Below are 18,377 nucleotides of genomic sequence, written 5' to 3' on the forward strand. Positions count from 1 at the left end.
GTCTGGTCCCATTCAAGCAGTGCGCGGGGGTGCCCGCGACGGCCTGCCGCCGGTATCCGCACGCCGCCCGGCCCGCACCGTGCGAGGATGGCCGGATGACGGTGCCGGCCGATGTCCTGCTCGGGGGTCCACGCGGCCGCCGGCTCTGCCTCGAGCTCGCGCTGCTGCTGGCGCCGGACCTCCGGAGCCCGGTCATGCGCCTGGCCGGCGCCCTCGACCCGGCGTCGGGCACCTCGCGTGTCACCCTCGTCCTCGCCGCATCGGACGACGACGGGCCGGCCATGCACCCTGGACGACCGGACGCGACGACGCCGGCCGGGGTGGCGGCCCGGATCGCCTCGATCAACCCGGGGGACATCAGCGACAGCAGGATCCTCGACGCGTTCGGGCAGTCGGTCGGCGCTGCCCGCGGCTGGCAGGAACCCGACGGGGAGGACGTCCTCGCCGCGCTCCCGGTCATCCGCGAGTCGCTCCTCCCCGTCGCGGGGCGGGTCCTGGCGTCCACTACCGGACCGTGGCTGGCATCGGCCCGGCGAACCGTGCAGTGGCACCTCGACTGGCGCGTCCCCGAGGACCCCGTGCACCTGCCAGGGAGCCCGCGGGAGGCCCTGGCAGCCTGGGCCCGCGGCGCGCGTGCCGAGGAGGAACGGGCCCGGCACGATCGTCCGAGCGACCCCCGTGCCCCCTACTCCGGCACCTGGTGGTCGCTCCCCGAGGGGCTCCTGCAGACGGTCGGGAACATCCCGGCCGCACTGGATCTCGTGGAGGACGCCGCGGGCGAGGAGTTCGCCACGGCCGTCCCGGTCCGCGGTGGCGGCCGCACCTTCGAGGTGGCCGTCGAGGAGGACTGGGCGGCCCTGTGCCGCGAGTACCCCCTCGACGTCACCGCGTCCCGCCGCCACGACTGGTACCGGACCACCGGCCGTGCCGGCGGCTGGGTGATCCCGGACTGGGAGCGCGTCGCGGCGGACTGGGACGCCGTGCATCTCTCCGCCCTCGGCTACCTCCGGTGCGCCACCCGGGCGCTGCGGGTCGAGGCGGACACGGCATCGGTGATCGCCGGCTGGAACCCGGACACCACGGTGTGGCTGACCGACGTCGCACGCGAGTCGGTGGAGCCGCGGCAGGCATGGCAACGGCACCAGGACACCATGGCCTGGGCACCGGCACGGCAGACCGGGTGACGGCGTGACCGACGGCGCCGGTCAGCCGCCGAAGAGGGCCGCGACCCGGGTGAGGGTCTGGAAGACGCCGTAGGCGAGAGGCACTCCCACGAGTGCCCAGACGACGGCGATACGTGCTCCGGCCATGTCAGGCCTCCTTCGCGAATTCTCGGGATGCGTCCGCCGTCGGTTCGTGGAAGCGCGGGTCCACGGGCCGGACGAGCAGGTTGGCGATGAAGCCCACGACCAGCAGCCCCACCATGGTGAGGAGAGCCGGCTGGTAGGCCCCGGCGTTCAGCTCCCCGGGCGTTCCCTGCGAGTCGAGGAAGGCGTTGACGATCAGCGGCCCGGCGATACCGGCGGCCGACCACGCGGTCAGCAGGCGGCCATGGATCGCACCGACCTGATAGGTGCCGAAGAGGTCACGCAGGTAGGCCGGTACGGTGGCGAATCCGCCGCCGTAGAAGGAGATGATCACGAAGGCCAGGGCGACGAACAGCAGGGTGGTGGAGGACCCCGCGAGGGCGAGCACCAGGTAGAGCAGGGCTCCCACGCCGAGGTAGACCATGTAAATGCGCTTGCGGCCGATGAGGTCCGACGTCGTGGACCAGGCGAACCGTCCACCCATGTTGCCGATCGAGAGCAGGCCCACGAAGCCACCGGCGACGGCGACGGACACCGCCGTCGTGCCGTCCGCGCCGCGGAAGAAGTCCTGGATCATCGGGGCCGCCTGCTCGAGGATGCCGATACCGGCCGTGACGTTGCAGAACAGGACGATCCAGACGAGCCAGAACTGGCGGGTCCTGATCGCATTGGCGGCCGAGACGTTGTCGGTGGTAACGAGGGGCTTGGACTTCAGCTGCGAGGGGTCGAACCCCGCGGGCTTCCAGCCCTCCGCCGGCACCTTGATGGTGAAGGCGCCGAACATCATGTAGACGAGGTAGACGACGGCGAGGGTCAGGAACAGCTTGCCCACGGCGTCGCCGCTGGCCACCCAGCCCTCGGCCCCCGAGTTCGGGTCGTACATGCGCAGCAGTTGGGTGGAGAGCGGGCTGGCGATCAGGGCGCCGCCGCCGAAGCCCATGATGGCCATGCCCGTGGCCAGGCCCGGGCGGTCGGGGAACCACTTGATCAGGGTGGATACCGGGGAGATGTAGCCGATCCCCAGGCCGATGCCGCCGATGACCCCGTAGCCCAGGTAGACGAGCCACAGCTGGTTCGTGAAGATGCCGAGCGCCCCGACCAGGAAGCCGGAGGTCCAGAACAGCGCCGAGGTGAACATGGCCTTGCGGGGGCCGTTGCGGTCCACCCAGGTGCCGAGCACCGCGGCGGACAGGCCCAGCATCACGATGGCGATCGAGAAGATGATGCCGACCTGCGTCAGGGTCGCGTCGAAGTGCGCCGTGAGTGCCGTCTTGTACACGCTGGTCGCATAGGCCTGGCCGATGCACAGGTGGACGGCGAGCGCCGCGGGTGGGATGAGCCACCGGTTGAATCCCGGTGGTGCGATGGTGTGGTCGCGGTCGAGCCAGCTCATCGAGAGCCTTTCTGTCAGCGTGGGCGGCCGCCCCCCGGCCAAGATCCTGTCCAAGGCAAGTATGGTGTGCATCACATGGATGTGGGGTATTTCTCGATCGGCGGTACTCCCCGCGCGACGAATGGCGGCCCGCGTGGTATTTCACAAGCAGGCTTAGCATTTTCGCCTAAACTGGCGCCTATGCCCACCATGGAACAGGCCCCCGACACCCGATTGAAGCGCGGCATCTCGGGTCCGCTGCTGTACCTCTTCATCCTCGGCGATGTCCTCGGCGCAGGCGTGTACGCGCTGGTCGGCGTGATCTCGGCGGAGGTCGGGGGCGCCATCTGGGTGCCCCTCATGGTGGCCCTGGCCCTGGCCCTCCTGACGGCGGGATCGTACGCAGAGCTCGTCACCAAGTACCCGAAGGCCGGTGGCGCGGCGGTGTTCGCCGAACGGGCCTTCGGGAAATCGTTCATCTCCTTCCTCGTGGGCTTCTGCATGCTCGCGGCCGGCGTGACGAGTGCCGCAGGCCTCGCCCAGGCGTTCGCGGGCGGCTACCTCACCACCTTCATCGATGTGCCCGCCGTTCCCGCGGCCCTGGTGTTCCTCGTCCTGCTCGCCCTGCTCAACATGCGCGGCATCAAGGAATCGGTGCGCAGCAACGTGGTCATGACCGTGGTCGAGGTCTCCGGGCTCGTCCTGGTCATCGTCGTCGTCGGCATCTTCCTCGCCGGCGGCAACGGCGACATCTCCCGCGTCACCGAGTTCCCACCCGGCGTGAGTGCGGGCACCGCCGTCCTCTCCGCGGCGCTCATCGCGTACTACTCCTTCGTCGGCTTCGAGGTCTCCGCGAACGTCGCCGAAGAGGTCCGGGACGTCAGCCGGGTGTACCCGAAGGCCATCTTCGGCGCCCTGCTCACGGCCGGCGTCGTCTACCTCCTGATCGGGCTCGCCTCCTCCGCGGCGCTCGCCCCGGAGGACCTGGCCGGCTCCAGTTCACCCCTGCTCGACGTCGCCGCGGCCACCGGAGCGGGCATCCCGAACTGGCTCTTCAGCCTCGTTGCCCTCATCGCCGTCGCCAACGGCGCGCTGCTCACCATGATCATGTCGAGCCGGCTCACCTACGGGATGGCGGAACAGGGACTGCTGCCGTCCGTCTTCGGCCGCGTCCTGCCCAACCGCCGCACGCCCTGGATCGCGATCGTCGCGACCACGCTCGTCGCCATGGCACTGACCCTCACGGGCGGGCTCGAGTCGCTCTCGCAGACCGTGGTCCTGCTGCTGCTCTTCGTCTTCCTGAGCACCAACATCGCCGTGATCGTCCTGCGGAAGGACACGGTAGACCACGGGCACTTCCGCATCCCCGTGGTCTTCCCGTACCTCGCGATCGCGTCGTGCATCCTCCTGCTCACGCAGCAGACCGGGGAGATCTGGCTGCGCGGCGGCATCCTGCTCGCACTGGGCCTGGCGCTGTACGGGATCCAGCGGCTCGTACGGGGCCGGGCGGCGACCAAGGCCTGAGGCGCCGGTGGGTACGGGTGCGCCTACCGCTCCGACCGGGACCAGACCTGGCGCCGGGAGCGGACCGTCTCGCCCGAGGCCGCCGCTTCCTTCATGAGCAGCGACAGGTAGTGGTCCTGGCTCGCTTCGGCGAGACTGTACAGGTCGGGGCCGCCCTCGACGCATCCACTCATCCGCACGAGGCACTCGGCGATCGCGATCTCGTCGTCGCTCAGCCGGGCGGGCAGGAAGCGGTTCTCGAACACCCACTCGGTGCCGGCCATGATGCCGCGCAGGAAGAGCCCTTCGAGGTTGCCGCCCTCCCCTGCCGCGACACGGCGGAACGTCGTCGAGACCGGCGTGCGCACATCCCCGAGGTAGTGCACATCGGCGTTGTTGATCTCCCCCCGGTCACCCCTGACCAGCAGCCGGTTGGCCCGGATCCACGAGAAGTACTGCTGCTCGGCGAAGTCGTAGAGCCCCAGCCGGTCCCCGACGTCGAAACGGGCGGACAGCTGCTCCGCGGTGACGGTGACCTCCTCGCGGGGATCCCCGTACCGGTCGGGCCCCTTCACGAGCGGCGACCGGAAGATCGACGCCGTGATCGAGACATCGTCGAACCCGATGCCGAGTGCGCGGCGCATGATGCTCACGCCGTGGTAGTCGTGGCACTGGGCGACCAGCACCTGGCTGATCTGCCCCAGGCGCCCCGACGCGGCGACGCCCAGTTGTGCACGCAGGAGTGGGGACAGGTGGTACTGCTCCGCCACCTGGATGACGGCCCCACGCTCGACCAGCGGATACAGGCTGGTCAGTGCCGCGAGGTCGGGGCCGGGCGGGGTCTCCGTGAGGACCGGGACCTTCAGTTCGGCGAGGTGGCGGATCGCCTCCGGTGCCACCTCCCGTGGGACGGACACGACGACGAACGAGGGCGTTGTCTTCGCCACGAGGTCGTCGATGGAGGCGAAGGCCCGCACCTGCCACGTCCCCTCGATACGGCGGCCGGTCACCTCGTCCCGGGTGACGAGACCCGTCACCTCGAAGCGGTCGGGGAGTTCCCGCGCGACCCGAAGGAAGAACTCGCTCCTCCAGCCGCTTCCGACGATGCCGAACCGGATCTTGTCCCCTGACCTGTCCGCGGTATCGGTCCGTGAATCCATCGGGGGCTCCCTGCCTGACGTGGTTCGGGTGTGGTTGATGCCGGTGGTCCTCAGACCAGCCTGGCGGCCTCGCTGGTCGTCCTGGTGACCGGGACCAGGCGGGTGAGCTGGGTGACGTGCCTGGGTTCGAGTTCGCCGATGTGTGAGACCCCGAGCAGGCGCATGGTGCGCTCGATCTCGTCGCGGAGGATCGCGATGGTCCTGTCGACGCCCTCGCGTCCGCCGGCCATCAGCCCGTAGAGGTAGGCGCGGCCGATGAGGGTGAACTTCGCCCCCAGAGCCATGGACGCCACGATGTCGGCCCCGTTCATGATGCCCGTGTCGACCATGATCGTGGCATCGCTGCCGACTTCCCGGACGACCTGCGGCAGCAGGTGGAACGGGATGGGTGCGCGGTCGAGCTGTCGGCCGCCGTGGTTGGACAGGATGATGCCGTCGACGCCCATCTCCACGAGGCGCACCGAGTCCTCGACGTTCTGGACGCCCTTGATGAGGATCTTGCCAGGCCACAGGTCCCGGATGACGGCGAGGTCGTCGTAGCTGATGGTCGGGTCCATCGCCGCGTTCAGCAGGTCCCCCACCGTGCCGCCGGTGTCGCTCAGGGACGCGAACTCCAGCTTCGGGGTGGTGAGGAAGTCGACCCACCACCAGGGCCGTGGGACGGCATTGAGGATCGTCCCGATCGACAGCTGCGGCGGGATGGAGAAGCCGTTGCGCTTGTCGCGCAACCGGGCACCGGCAACCGGGGTGTCGACGGTGAACATGAGCGTGTCGAAACCGACCTCGGCGGCACGTTTGACGAGGTCGTAGGAGATCTCCCGCTGCCGCATCACGTACAGCTGGAACCAGTTGCGCCCGTTCGGGTTGGCCGCCTTCACGCCCTCGATCGAGGTCGTCCCGAGCGTGGAGAGGGTGAAGGGGATACCTGCGGCAGCGGCCGCACCTGCGCCGGCGGTCTCCCCTTCGGTCTGCATGAGCCGGGTGAATCCGGTCGGCGCGATGCCGAAGGGAAGCGCGCTGGGACCGCCGAGGATCTCCACCGACGTGTCGACGTGCTCGGCGGGGCGGAGGATCGAGGGGTGGAACTCGATGTCCTCGAACGCCTGGCGGGCACGGCTCAGGGACAGCTCTCCCTCGGCCCCGCCGTCGGTGTAGTCGAAGGCGGCCTTCGGGGTGCGGCGCTTGGCGATGGTCCGCAGGTCCCCGATGGTCAGCGCGGCATCAAGCCGCCGCTTCTTGCCGTTGAGCTCGATCTTCTTGAACTGCATCAGCTCGAGCATCTCCGCCGGAACGGGAAGTTGACGCTTCGTCATTGGAGGGTCCTTTCACCTGCAGGAACACCGAGGGCGGGCGGTCTCGTGCCCTGCAGTCGCGGTGGTCGTGGCTTGAAACGATTCAAAGTATCGGGCCCACCCTACCAAGAAGGAGCAGAAGCTTCTACAGGTCCCCGGAACCCCGACAGCAGGCGTGCACGGCGCTCCGGCCCCCATGCACCGGCGCCGTAGGAGGCGAACCCGTCTTCCGCGGGCACCGACGACAGCCCTAGTGAGCAGCAGACCCGACGCCAGGACCGGTCCGGGTCCGTCCTTCGGTGGCGCACGGCGATGGGACGTCCGGCGCTGGGCCGGATGACTCCACCCACTGCTGCCACTCCACCAGCTCCACGGACGGGCCGTCGTCCCGCTGGTCCCGCCGGGACAGGACGGTGCGCGCTTCCGCCGGTAGATGGACGCGGTGGTCCGGACTCAGAGGCAGCACCGTCAGGACCAGGGCGTCCTCGGCACCGACGTCCAGGCCGTCGAGGTCGACGACCCAGGGCGAGCCGTCCCAGAAACGGTCCGCCACCACGGTGCTGCCGACCATCAGCTGGGCGACATCACCCGTCCAGCTGATCTCCAGTTCACGTCGTCGTCGCTCCATGCCTCGCGGCCCGTCGGCACCCTCTATCCGGTAGGAGGCCGCCAACCGGGAGATGTCGTCCTGGGTCGGGGCGCTCGCTCGTCCGGCCGATTCGCCATAGCCTGTCGGCACCGCCTGCGCCGCTCGTCGGAGGATGACCGGGAGGCGCCGACGGCCGGCGGCAGCGTCTCGCAAGGCCTCGATCGGCACAGGCACGACGGCGCGCGTCGACGTGTCGTACCGGCGGACCTCCGGCTCGGGCGCCGCCGTCCGCCCGCCGAGCGCACCGTCCGCCTCGAGCCAGACCGGATCGTCCGACAGCACCAATTGCCGCTCCGCGCCGTCGCCGAGCACCCAGGCCCGGTCTGCCTCCGACGCCGGGAGCACGACGACGTCGATGTGTGCTGTAGGCGTGGAGCATCGGTACCTGCAGACCCGGGTGACCAGCCCTGGCCCGCTCGAGGCGTCGTCGTCGTCGTCCTCGTACCGGGTCACGGCAACGTCGTCGGCCCATCTCCATGCCAGCGGGATGCCGTGCTCGGCCGTGAGGACGAGCACCGTGATGGCGCCGTCCTGCAGCGTGGTCAGCGGCGAAGCGGTCGCCCATTCGAGCTCGACACCGTCGATCATCAGGCCGAGGGGCCAGTGTGCGAGGGTTCCGGCCGGTATGTCCACGGGATCGGTCGGAAACTGCCTGGGCCCGTCGTCCATGGCCACCGCGAACCGGGCCTGCTCATACGTCCGCAGCGGAACGTGGGGCTGATGCCACGTGATGAAGAGGAAGGCACTTCGCCCGTCGCTGCGTACGGCCCACCGGAGAGTCCTCGCGTCATCGACACCGGCTGGTTCCACGGCCGGGAGCTTCGATTCCATGGAGCCGAGGGACGGGCCGAAGGCGGCCAGGAAAGCGTGCTGGCGACGTAGCAGGTTGTGGCTCGGCCCCAGCCGCCCCGAGGATCCGATCGGGGCGTGGAAGTCGTAGTCGTACCGGGGCAGGTCGTTCGGATACCCGGTGTCGTGGGACTCCTGCAACCCCGTCCGGTAGGAGTGGTCCCGATCGGACGGGTTCACTCCTCCGGCATACATGTAATAGCCCTGCCAGGCGGAGCCGCTGCCGATCTTATTGTGCGCGACGGCGGCGATGTCGAACCCGCTCGGACGTGGCCGCCGGTGGTAGGCGGTAGCCATGCCTCCACCGAGCTCACACGTTGCGGGCGGGTAGGGATTCTGCACCGGGGACTGTGCACGGGGGTCGGAACGGATGTCGGCGCCGATACCGGGATCGTCCCACTCATGCGAGAAGAAGAAGTGCGCGCGGAAGCTCTCGTCCCATGGCCGGTCGGCGTCGACCCAGAATCCGTCGCCGTAGCCGCCGAACAGCGGAATGACCTCGTCGAGTGGCAGGTCGGCTCCGCCCCACGCTGTTGCCGTCCAGAAGGGGGCGGTGATGCCGCAGTCGGTGGCCAGGCGCTTGAGGGTACCGATGTGACGGGGCTGATCATAGAGTTCGTTCTCGAGCTGGACGCCGAGGACGGGACCGTCGGGCCGGCAGAAGGGTGCGATCTCCTGACCGAGTCGACAGAGCCACGGTTCGATCAACGCGAGGTAGCCGGGATCGTCCGTGCGGTGCCGAACGGGTGCCTGCTGCACCCAGTCGGGGAAACCGCCGTTGCGGACCTCGCCGTGACACCAGGGCCCGATCCGCACGACGACAGCCAACCCGAGTTCCGCGCACAGGTCGATGAAGGCCGCGATGTCGAGCCTGCCGTCGAACGACACGACACCACGCTGGGGCTCGTGGTGGATCCAGAACACATAGGTCGACACGACCGTGATGCCACCGGCCTTCAGGAGGTTCAGGCGGTCCCGCCACTGATCCCGGGGGACGCGGCTGTAATGGATCTCGCCGGACACCGGGACGACCGGGACGCCATCACGTGTCACGGACCATGGCGTCAGCCGATATCGGGATGGCTCACCGTCCACAGGAGGGTGGGGCTTCCCGAGCTCCCGCGTGGATCGTCCATCGATCACCAGTGGCGGACGTTGCACATCGGAGGTCATCGGTACCGGCTTCCCGCCGGCCTTCCGGCCGGCTTTCCTGGTCACACCTTCGGAAGCGGGTCCCCGAGGGGAATTTCCGAGGAGGATCCGCCACGTGTATGGCATCAATGCCATCTAAGCAAAACAGCGGCGCTACCCGAAATACGTGGAGACGGATACATGATCCTCCATATTGACGGCGTATACCGCTATGTCGCCCGGTGAATCCCGCGCCTAGATTTGGCGCACCGGACCCGGAAGGGTCCACCCGTCCCGCAGTGCAAAGGAGCATGTCATGTTCGGCAACCACTTCTCGGGCCGACGGTCGGCGTTGGCCGCTTCGGTGATCATCGTCCTGGCCGGTGGGCTCACCGCGTGCAGCGGTTCCGGCGGGGACACCGCACCGGCGGCGCAGGAGGGACCGGTGGACATCACCTTCCAGTCCTGGGTCCCCAACATCGACCAGGCCGTCGACGCGTACAACGCCTCACAGGACGACGTGAATGTCACGCTGGAGACCATCACGGCCGGCCCTGATGGCGGATACGCCAAGATGCTCTCGGCCGTGCAGGCAGGCAACCCGGCAGATGTCGCGCAGCTCGGGTACGACGCCATCCCGGACTTCCTCGTCAATGATGCGTTGGAGGACATCACCGAGTACGTCGGCGACCAGGAGGACAAGTTCGTCCCCTGGCAGTGGGAGACAGGTGTCTTCAACGACAGCGTCTACGCCGTCCCCCAGGCCAGTGGGCCCCTCGGCCAGTTCTACCGCAAGGACATCTTCGACTCCCTCGGGATCACGTACCCGAAGACGTGGGACGAGTACTACGAGGCCGCGAAGAAGATCCGGGCCTCCGACCCCAACCGCTACATCACCGCCTTCGCCTTCAATCAGGCACCCTGGCTGATCGGGCTGTCCCAGCAGGGCGGCGGCAAGTGGTTCGCCGCCGAGAACGACGCCTGGACCGTCACCATCAACGACGACGAGACGCTGAAGGTCGCCGAGTTCTGGCAGAAGATGATCGACGAGGACCTCGTGAAGATCGAGGCGGACTTCTCGAGCGAATGGAACGCCGATATCCAGAACGGCAACGTCACCTCCTGGATCTCCGGTTCCTGGGCCGACGCCATCCTCCGTGGCACCGCGCCGGACACCGCGGGCCAATGGGCCGTCGGGGCGATGCCCCAGTGGGAAGACGGCGGGGATGTCTCCGCGACGTGGGCCGGCGGTTCAGCCAGCGCCGTGCTCAAGGGCTCCGACCATCCGAAGGAGGCCGCCGAGTTCGCGGCCTGGCTGAACTCCGACCCGGAGAGCGTCAGCATCCTGACCAGCGTGGGCGCCGGGTGGCCTGCCATCGCCGACACCGGTTCCATCGCCTCCCTGCAGGACGACCCCGAGGTCTTCGCCTTCTACGGCGGCCAGGACATCTGGGACGTCTTCTCCGAGTCGGACAAGAACGTCGACAACACCCTGGAAGTGGCCGCCCCTGTCCTCGACGCTCTTCGCCTCACTCAGCGACAACGTCAAGACAGCAGTCGAGAGCGGGACGCCGCTGACCGATGCGTACGACAAGACGCAGGATGACGTGAGCACGGCGCTCAAGGACAAGGGAATCGCGGTCAATTGAGCCAGACCCGAGCGGCGGGGCGGGGGGGGGGGCTCCCCCCCCCCCCCCCCCCTGCCCCAGCACCCCGGACACCCCGCACCGCGAGTCCTCCGGCATCGACGGGGACGCCCCGCCGGCACTCGAGAATCGCCCTCCTGGTGATGGTGGTGCCCTTCGCGGTCATGTTCGCTGCGTTCTTCATCGCACCCATCGTGTACGCGATCAATGACAGCCTGTTCTCCACGAAAGCATCGGGGCTCGGGTTCGGTGCCCCCGAGAAGGTCTTCGTCCTCTTCGACAACTACGGTGCAGCCCTCGGGAACCCGTCCTTCATCGAGAGCCTCGGCCGGCTCCTGGCGTTCGCGGCCATCGAAGTGCCCCTCATGGTGGTGACGGCCGTGGGACTGGCACTCCTGATCGATTCGGCGGCCGCACGCTTCCCGCGGATCTTCCGGGTCGTCTTCTTCATCCCCTACGGGGTGCCCGGCGTGATCGCGGCCCTGCTCTGGGGCTTCCTCTACATCCCGGCGACGAGCCCCATCCTGCAGGGGTTGTCCTCGATCGGCATCGATCTGAACCCCCTGAGCACCGACAGCATCCTGTTCGCGATCGCGAACATCGCACTGTGGGGCTTCGCCGGCTACAACATGCTCATTCTCATCGCGGCCCTGAACGCCATCCCGTCCGAACTCTTCGAAGCTGCGAAGATCGACGGGGCGTCCGAGTGGTCGATCACCTGGCGCATCAAACTTCCGCTCGTGCGTCCCTCCGTCGTCCTCGTGACCGTCTTCACGATCATCGGCACCCTGCAGCTCTTCGTCGAACCGCTGGTCCTGAGACCACTGACCACGGCGATCAGCTCCGACTACACGCCGAACCTGGCTGCGTACAACCAGTCCTTCTCGCAGGGCAACCCGAATCTGGCCGCAGCGATGGCTGTCATCGTCGCCCTGCTCGGCTTCGCCTTCTCCTTCGGATTCCTCCGACTCGTGAACCGCAAGGGAGACCGCGCATGGTGACCCGGAACCAGCCCATCCGCCAACCCCTGACCAGCACCGTCGTGGTCAACGGCGTCCTCGTCGTCGCCGCCCTGTACTTCCTGCTCCCCATCCTCTGGGTCCTCGTCGCCGCGACCAAGAGCCCAGGAGAGCTGTTCAGCAGCTTCGGCCTGTGGTTCACCGACTCACCGCAGGCCTGGCTGAATCTCACCAACGTCTTCACCCAGGACGGTGGGATCTTCACCTCCTGGATCCTCAACAGCATCCTGTACTCCGCCGTCGGAGCCTTCGCCGCCACGATCCTGTCCGCGGCGTGTGGCTATGCGATCGCCAAATTCCCCTTCAGGGGTCGGGAACTGCTGTTCTCGATCGTCCTGGGAGGGGCCCTCGTGCCCGCGACGGTCATCGCCCTGCCGCTGTACTTCCTCCTGAACGCCGTCGACCTCACCGGCACCTACTGGTCCGTCCTCCTACCGAGCATGGTCAGTCCGTTCGGCGTGTATCTCGCACGGATCCATGCGAACGCCGCTGTGCCGGACGAGATCATCGAGGCGGCGCGCATCGACGGTGCCGGAGACCTGCGCATCTTCGGCGCCATCGCGGCCCGCATGATGACGCCGGCCCTCGTGACCATCTTCCTGTTCCAGTTCGTCACCATCTGGAACAACTACCTGCTCCCCCTGGTCATGCTCAATGAGACGAAGACCTTTCCGCTCACCCTCGGGCTGACCCTGTGGAACTCGCAGACCCAGCGGGACCCGATGTTCTACCAGCTCGTCGTCACCGGATCCGCGCTCTCCGCCGTCCTGCTGGTGGCGCTCATGATCGGATTGCAGCGCTTCTGGAAGGCCGACCTGACTGCGGGAGCCACCAAAGGCTGAGCGCATGCGGGAACGGCCGGTCAGCCCTTCCGCTCGGCCCGGTAGGCACTCGGGCTGAGTCCGTGCAGCCGGCGGAACTGCCGGGAGAAGTAGAACTGGTCATCCATCCCGATCTCCTGCCCCACCTGGGCTACCGAGAGTGTCGTCGTGTCCAGCAGGCGCCGCGCCCGGGCCATCTTCAACGCCACATGGTGGGCGAGGACCCCTCCCCCGGTCGCCTCGCGGAACAGCTTGCTCAGCTGGGACGATGACACACCGACGAGCGCCGCCAGATGCGGTACCCGGATCGTCCCGTCGATGCGTTCCTCGAGGAACCGCATCGCCTGCTCCAGTGGCGCTCCCTGCTCCGGCGACCGGCGGTCGACAGCCAGGGAGGTCAGGAGGCGCCATGCCATGCCCGCTGTCGCCACGAGGCGGGCGGGCGACTGGTCCCGTTCGAGTGCGGTGATGATCTCGTCCAGGACGGCGGTCAGCCGGTCGACGGCGACCAGCCCGATGAGCGGCCGGTCGTTGCTGATCCCGGCCTCGCCGATGAGCTCCGGCACATCCGTGCCCCGGACATGGCACCACCAGATCGTCCATGGATCCTCGAGTGCGGCCCCGTAGGCGTGGGGTATGCCCGTGTTCCCGGGGAGCACGACCGCCGTTGCTTTCCCGACCCGCGCCCGGTCCCCACCGACCTCGATCCAGCCACTGCCCGCCACGCACAGCATGATGATCGTCTCCGGCGCACCCTTGTCCCTCCGGCGCCCATGCCCGTCGGCTCGCGGGAAGAAACCCGCATCGGTGACCACCATCCGGCGTGTCACCGGGCGGCCGAGTGCTTCCCTGACGAGCGGCCGGGGAACCACCACCAGGCGCTGGTCATCGAATCCCGTCGCTCGCTCGCCCACAGGTTCATGGGTGTCGGATCGTCCATGCATGCCTCATTATGTGCCATGGCGGACGGAGTCGTCCGTTCCTAGTGTTGGTTCTGTGAGCCATGCCGATGACGCCCCGAGTTCCATCACGCTTCCTCCGGCCCCCGCCGGCCAGCAGGCGCTGCTCGATGAGGGCGGCGTCGCCTGCTGGAGCGAAGCGGTGTCGATCGATACGTACGCGCCCGACGAACCGGACGAGTACCCGATGTTCCTGGACCGCCGCGTCTATCAGGGCTCGAGCGGACGGGTCTATCCCATCCCCTTCACGGACCGCATCTCCACCACGAAACGGCCCCGACTGTGGCAGGCCGTGCATCTCGAGAACCAGTGGATCCGGCTGATGATCCTGCCCGAACTCGGCGGGCGGATCCATATCGGCTACGACAAGACCAACGGGTACGACTTCTTCTACCGCAACAACGTCATCAAGCCGGCCCTGGTGGGACTCGCAGGACCGTGGATCTCCGGCGGGGTCGAGTTCAACTGGCCGCAGCACCACCGCCCGGGCACCTACCTACCGGTCGAGACCTCCGTCGAACGCTCCGAGGACGGTTCCGTGACGGTCTGGCAGGGTGATCTGGACCCGCTGCAGCGGATGCGGGGAACGCACGGCATCCGGATCCGCCCGGACAGCTCCGTCATCGAAGTGGCCGTACGCCTGTACAACCGGACGGACGAGCCGCAGACGTTCCTCTGGTGGGCGAATGTCGCAGTCCGGGTCCATGAGGACTACCAGGCGTTCTTCCCTCCGGATGTCCACTACGTGGCCGACCACGCCCGGAGAGCCGTCACGGCCTTTCCCCGGGCGGACAGACCGTACTACGGCGTCGACTACCCGGCCTGCGTCAGCGCGTCACGTCCGGACGCCGACCGCATCGACTACTACGGCAACATCCCTGTTCCCACCTCCTACATGATCACCGACACCGAGGACTCCTTCTTCGGCGGGTACGACCATCGGGCGGATGCGGGCTTCGTCCATTGGGCGGACCGGTCGATCGCGCCCGGCAAGAAGCAGTGGACCTGGGGCAACGGTCCGGTCGGTCATGCCTGGGACCGCCTCCTCACCGACTCGGACGGGCCCTATGTCGAACTCATGGCCGGCGTCTTCACCGACAACCAGCCGGACTTCAGCTACCTCGCGCCCGGTGAGACGCGCACCTTCAGCCAGTTCTGGTACCCCATCCGGGCCATCGGCCCTGCACATCAGGCCACCCGGGAGCTCGCCGTCTCACTCCACTGCGACGAGGATGCCTCGATCATCGAGGTCGGAGTAGCAAGCGCCAGGGTGCTCGACGACGTCCGCGTCGTCCTGTCCTGGGACGGCACGATCCTGTGGGAGACCAGTACCGCCGTCGCGCCGGCCACGCCCTTCACGGCGACCGTGCCGTTGCAGCTCCCCGCCACTTCCGACCGCCTCACGCTGCAGGTCCTGCACGACGGCGCAGAGCTGGTCGCCCGGACCCTGCACTCGGGTGGCATCGACGCCGTCGAGCCGTGGGTGGCGACGGAGCCCCCAGCACCGACCGCCGTGGCGTCAGCCGACGAACTGTACGTCACGGGGACGCACCTCCAGCAGTACCGGCACCCGACGCGGTCCCCCGAACGCTACTTCCGGGAAGCGCTCGACCGGGACCCGCACGACTCCCGGTCCTGCCTGGCTCTTGGTAGCCTGCACCAGCGGCGTGGTGAATACGGAGAAGCCCGGGAGCTGTATCAGCGTGCGCTTGCACGGCTGACGTCGCGGAACCTCAATCCGCCGACCGGTGAAGCCCACTACCGCCTGGCACTCCTTGCCGAACGGACCGGACACCTCGACGAGGCGGCGACCTACTTCGGGAAGGCTGCCTGGGACAAGGCGTGGGCGCATCCGTCGCACCTCGGCGCGGCCCGTGTCGCGCTGCGCACCGGGCGGCCGCGCGAGGCGCTCGACCACGCCCGCGCCGCCCGACAGCACGACCTGTTGAGCCCCGCCGCACAGCACGCGATGATCGTGGCGCTGCGTCGAACGGGAGACGCTGCCCATGCCGAGCAGGTGCTCGAGCGATGCCTCACCGGAGATCCGCTCGACCCGGTCGCGCTGGCCCTCGCGAACAGGCTGGAACCGATCGATCCGAGGACAACCCTGACCGTCGCCCTGGACCTGTGGCGTCTCGGCGACGCCGGCACGGCACTCGGACTCACCGCACATCCGCCCGCAGCATCCCTGAGTACCTTCGGCAACCAGGAACCACTGCGGCACTACCTGAGGGCCCTGTGGTTCGATGCCCTGGGCGATACAGCCGGCGCATCGGCCGAGCGGGCGGAAGCCCGCGGGTCGACGACGAAGTACGCCTTTCCCTCAGGCCTGGACGAGTACGACGCACTGATCGCTGCCAGGACATCGGATCCGACGGACCATGTCGCCCACGCCCTCCTGGGAGCCTGGCTGCTCGACGCCGGCCGGACGGCCGAAGCACGCGAAGCACTGCAGCAGGCAACGGATCTCGGGTCGATCGATCCTGTCGCATGGCGGAACGCGGCGGTCGCGACGGTCAACAGCGGCGGACCCGCCACGGACGGCGCACGCTACTTCGAGCGGGCACTCGAGCTCCGGCCCGGCGATCCCCGTCTCGTCTTCGAACGCGCTCTCCTGGCCGCACTGGCCGAGGAGCCTCCCGAGGACCGCCTCCACCGCATCGAGCGCTGGGGCACGGCAGTACTCGTCCGCGACGACCTGACCCTGCACTACGTCAACCTGCTCGTCGATACGGGAAGAACCGACGACGCCCTCGCCATCATGCAGCGACGCACCTTCCAGCCCTTCGAGGGTGGGGAGGGCAAGGCCCTCGCGGCGTACGACCGGGCGTCCCTCGCCGTCGCCCGTCGTCTTCTCGACTCCGACCCTTCGTCCGCGGTGGAGCTGCTCGCAGCAGGGATCGGCGCCCCGGCCAACCTCTCGGAGGGACGGCACCCCGCGGGCAGCCTGGCCGAGCGCTACGTCCTGCTCGGCGAGGCACTCGAGCTGCTGGGCGACAGCGACGGGGCGCTGAAGGCCTTCGCCCGCGGGTGCGCCGGCCCCGACGCACTGGCGGTCGGGCGCGCTGTGGGTCAGGAGGACTATTGGCGCGGCGTCGCCTGCCTCAAGCTCGGCGATGACGCGAACGCCACGACTGTCTGGGCGAGCCTCGAATCGCGGGCGGACGAGCTCGAACGGGCCGGCTCGACGGTGGACTACTTCGCCACCTCGCTCCCCGAACTGCTGCTCTTCACCCAGCATCCCGGGACCGAGCAGGCGCTGCTGGCAGCCCGGCTCAGGAGTCTCGCCGATCAGGGCCGGGCCCTCCACCTGAAGGAAGTGAGCACTCTGTGAAGAACCGATACCTGGGCTCGGGCACCGTCGATTCCACCGCCTCCGGGCTGACCGGCCCGATCCCGGAACACCTCCCCCGCCGGCTCACCATCAGTCTGTGGGACTTCTCCTGGTACACCAGGGCGGAACCGGGCGGACCCTACGCAGACCTCGATGCCGCGTGCGCCGAGGCGGCCGCGCTGGGCTACAACACCATCCGGATCTGCGCAGCACCGTTGCTCCTCTTCGGGAACCTCGGCCTCGACCACCTGGCCGGGGCGCTCGATATCGAGGGCCTCGGCGCACGGCCGGACGGAGGCTTCTTCGGGCAACGCACCCGGTGGTACGACGCCCCCGGCGGCTACACCATCAACCTGCACGAGCGCCTGATGGAACTGTTCGACGCCGCCGCCAGGCACGGGCTCGTCGTCATCCTCGCCAGCTGGGAGTACCAGCAATCCCCGTCGTTCGCGCGATCCCAGGAGTGGTTCCGCGCCATCGACGAGGTAGCACTCGGCGACCGCTACGCACTCCTCGCAGCGGCCTGGGACAGGCTCATCACGGCCCTCACCACTGCGGGTCATCGACAGCGGATCGCTCTGGTCGAGCTGCACAACGAGGTCGATTTCTCCATCCTGCCCGCGCTGCAGGACGGCGGCGGCGACGCGGTCCTGCAGCTCCGTGGGCTCCACCCCGACCTGCTCGTCACCGCGAGCTACGGGAAGCCCCCGCACCTCACGATGCACGAGCTCCCCAGCGGCCTGGGTGCGGCACAGTTCCACATCTACAGCTACGGGGTGCTCGACGCCCTGCAGAAACGGATCGACATCCGGTCCGAGAACACCGCCGACTTCCCCAACCCCGAACTCAGAAGCCTGCTGCGTCCGGATGCCCCGACCCCGGCCGACTACGGTCGGGCAGCGGAGTGGAAATACGCCGCGACCGTGGTGACCGATCAGATGGTGTACGGGTACGACTGGATCGACGCCGATGCCTGGGACGCCTGGCTGTACAACGAATACGGCACCTACCGCGAGGTGATGCGCCGCGAGATCGAATCACGGGTGATCGCCGTCGCAGGGTGGGCCCGATGGCAGCAGGTACCAGCGGTCATCGGTGAGGGCTGGATCGGCTACACACCCCTCCTCGGCACCTTCGAGGAAGGAGTCATCGGTCGGGAACTGGCGGTCCACGGCATCACGACCGCCCTCGATCACGGCGTATGGGGCATGGTGCTCGGGTCCAACGCGGCACCGCACCACCCCTTGTGGTCCGACAAGGGATGGCAGCAGCAGACGAACGCCCGAATCCTCGATCATCCGTAGAGGGCAGCGGCATTCGTCCTGCTGTCCCTCG

The 18,377-nt window shown here is 68.3% G+C and carries 13 protein-coding genes; 7 read left to right on the forward strand and 6 right to left on the reverse strand.

Annotation, left to right across the window (positions count from 1 at the left end; translation table 11 throughout):
* Positions 1-95: 95 nt before the first annotated feature.
* On the forward strand, positions 96-1,184 hold the full coding sequence (locus ACX80L_RS03345; RefSeq protein WP_459287646.1) for a hypothetical protein: 1,089 nt from the start codon (positions 96-98) through the stop codon (positions 1,182-1,184).
* A gap of 21 nt (positions 1,185-1,205) precedes the next feature.
* Here the strand turns inward: ACX80L_RS03345 and ACX80L_RS03350 are convergent, their stop codons facing one another.
* The gene (locus ACX80L_RS03350) at positions 1,206-1,310 is read right to left on the reverse strand and encodes an MFS transporter small subunit (RefSeq protein WP_420808225.1); all 105 of its coding nucleotides are present in this window, start codon (positions 1,308-1,310) and stop codon (positions 1,206-1,208) included.
* A gap of 1 nt (position 1,311) precedes the next feature.
* A complete protein-coding gene (locus tag ACX80L_RS03355; protein ID WP_133081396.1) occupies positions 1,312-2,700 on the reverse strand; it encodes an OFA family MFS transporter in 1,389 nt (462 codons plus the stop codon).
* Positions 2,701-2,880: 180 nt separating this feature from the next.
* Here ACX80L_RS03355 and ACX80L_RS03360 point away from each other — a divergent pair, with 180 nt between their 5' ends.
* Positions 2,881-4,203, forward strand: a complete 1,323-nt coding sequence (locus ACX80L_RS03360; RefSeq protein ID WP_459287648.1) for an APC family permease — start codon at positions 2,881-2,883, stop codon at positions 4,201-4,203.
* Between the two features lie 23 nt (positions 4,204-4,226).
* Here ACX80L_RS03360 and ACX80L_RS03365 read toward each other — a convergent pair whose 3' ends face one another.
* From ACX80L_RS03365 to ACX80L_RS03375, 3 genes are all read right to left on the reverse strand, one after another.
* Positions 4,227-5,342: a Gfo/Idh/MocA family protein gene (locus tag ACX80L_RS03365; protein WP_459287650.1), complete on the reverse strand. Its 1,116-nt coding sequence runs from the start codon at positions 5,340-5,342 to the stop codon at positions 4,227-4,229.
* A 50-nt stretch (positions 5,343-5,392) separates the two neighbouring features.
* Complete coding sequence (locus ACX80L_RS03370) at positions 5,393-6,655, reverse strand: alpha-hydroxy acid oxidase (protein ID WP_459287652.1); 1,263 nt, start codon at positions 6,653-6,655, stop codon at positions 5,393-5,395.
* Between the two features lie 229 nt (positions 6,656-6,884).
* Positions 6,885-9,185, reverse strand: coding sequence for a beta-galactosidase (locus ACX80L_RS03375; protein WP_459287654.1), 2,301 nt, complete (start codon positions 9,183-9,185; stop codon positions 6,885-6,887).
* Between the two features lie 394 nt (positions 9,186-9,579).
* Here ACX80L_RS03375 and ACX80L_RS03380 point away from each other — a divergent pair, with 394 nt between their 5' ends.
* From ACX80L_RS03380 to ACX80L_RS03390, 3 genes are all read left to right on the forward strand, one after another.
* Positions 9,580-10,869, forward strand: a complete 1,290-nt coding sequence (locus tag ACX80L_RS03380) for an ABC transporter substrate-binding protein (protein ID WP_459287656.1) — start codon at positions 9,580-9,582, stop codon at positions 10,867-10,869.
* Between the two features lie 183 nt (positions 10,870-11,052).
* Entirely contained in the window at positions 11,053-11,910 is an 858-nt protein-coding gene (locus tag ACX80L_RS03385; RefSeq protein ID WP_133081599.1) for a carbohydrate ABC transporter permease, read from the forward strand.
* The gene (locus ACX80L_RS03390) at positions 11,904-12,770 is read left to right on the forward strand and encodes a carbohydrate ABC transporter permease (protein ID WP_459287657.1); all 867 of its coding nucleotides are present in this window, start codon (positions 11,904-11,906) and stop codon (positions 12,768-12,770) included. Before ACX80L_RS03385 ends, ACX80L_RS03390 begins: the two co-directional genes overlap by 7 nt.
* A 20-nt stretch (positions 12,771-12,790) precedes the next feature.
* Here the strand turns inward: ACX80L_RS03390 and ACX80L_RS03395 are convergent, their stop codons facing one another.
* Positions 12,791-13,663, reverse strand: a complete 873-nt coding sequence (locus ACX80L_RS03395; protein WP_459287659.1) for a helix-turn-helix domain-containing protein — start codon at positions 13,661-13,663, stop codon at positions 12,791-12,793.
* 82 nt (positions 13,664-13,745) lie between these two features.
* Between ACX80L_RS03395 and ACX80L_RS03400 the strand changes: the two genes are divergently transcribed.
* Both ACX80L_RS03400 and ACX80L_RS03405 read left to right on the forward strand, forming a co-directional pair.
* A complete protein-coding gene (locus tag ACX80L_RS03400; RefSeq protein WP_459287661.1) occupies positions 13,746-17,042 on the forward strand; it encodes a DUF5107 domain-containing protein in 3,297 nt (1,098 codons plus the stop codon).
* Complete coding sequence (locus ACX80L_RS03405) at positions 17,039-18,346, forward strand: cellulase-like family protein (protein WP_459287663.1); 1,308 nt, start codon at positions 17,039-17,041, stop codon at positions 18,344-18,346. Before ACX80L_RS03400 ends, ACX80L_RS03405 begins: the two co-directional genes overlap by 4 nt.
* Positions 18,347-18,377: the final 31 nt, after the last annotated feature.

Source organism: Arthrobacter sp. MDT1-48-3, assembly GCF_054511015.1.

Excerpts from the sequence above, each read along its gene's own strand:
- ACX80L_RS03365 (WP_459287650.1), bottom strand. The coding sequence starts at position 5,342 with ATGGATTCACGGACCGATACCGCGGACAGGTCAGGGGACAAGATCCGG.
- ACX80L_RS03380 (WP_459287656.1), top strand. The coding sequence starts at position 9,580 with ATGTTCGGCAACCACTTCTCGGGCCGACGGTCGGCGTTGGCCGCTTCG.
- ACX80L_RS03385 (WP_133081599.1), top strand. The coding sequence starts at position 11,053 with ATGGTGGTGCCCTTCGCGGTCATGTTCGCTGCGTTCTTCATCGCACCC.
- ACX80L_RS03355 (WP_133081396.1), bottom strand. The coding sequence starts at position 2,700 with ATGAGCTGGCTCGACCGCGACCACACCATCGCACCACCGGGATTCAAC.
- ACX80L_RS03390 (WP_459287657.1), top strand. The coding sequence starts at position 11,904 with ATGGTGACCCGGAACCAGCCCATCCGCCAACCCCTGACCAGCACCGTC.
- ACX80L_RS03345 (WP_459287646.1), top strand. The coding sequence starts at position 96 with ATGACGGTGCCGGCCGATGTCCTGCTCGGGGGTCCACGCGGCCGCCGG.
- ACX80L_RS03360 (WP_459287648.1), top strand. The coding sequence starts at position 2,881 with ATGCCCACCATGGAACAGGCCCCCGACACCCGATTGAAGCGCGGCATC.
- ACX80L_RS03350 (WP_420808225.1), bottom strand. The coding sequence starts at position 1,310 with ATGGCCGGAGCACGTATCGCCGTCGTCTGGGCACTCGTGGGAGTGCCT.
- ACX80L_RS03370 (WP_459287652.1), bottom strand. The coding sequence starts at position 6,655 with ATGACGAAGCGTCAACTTCCCGTTCCGGCGGAGATGCTCGAGCTGATG.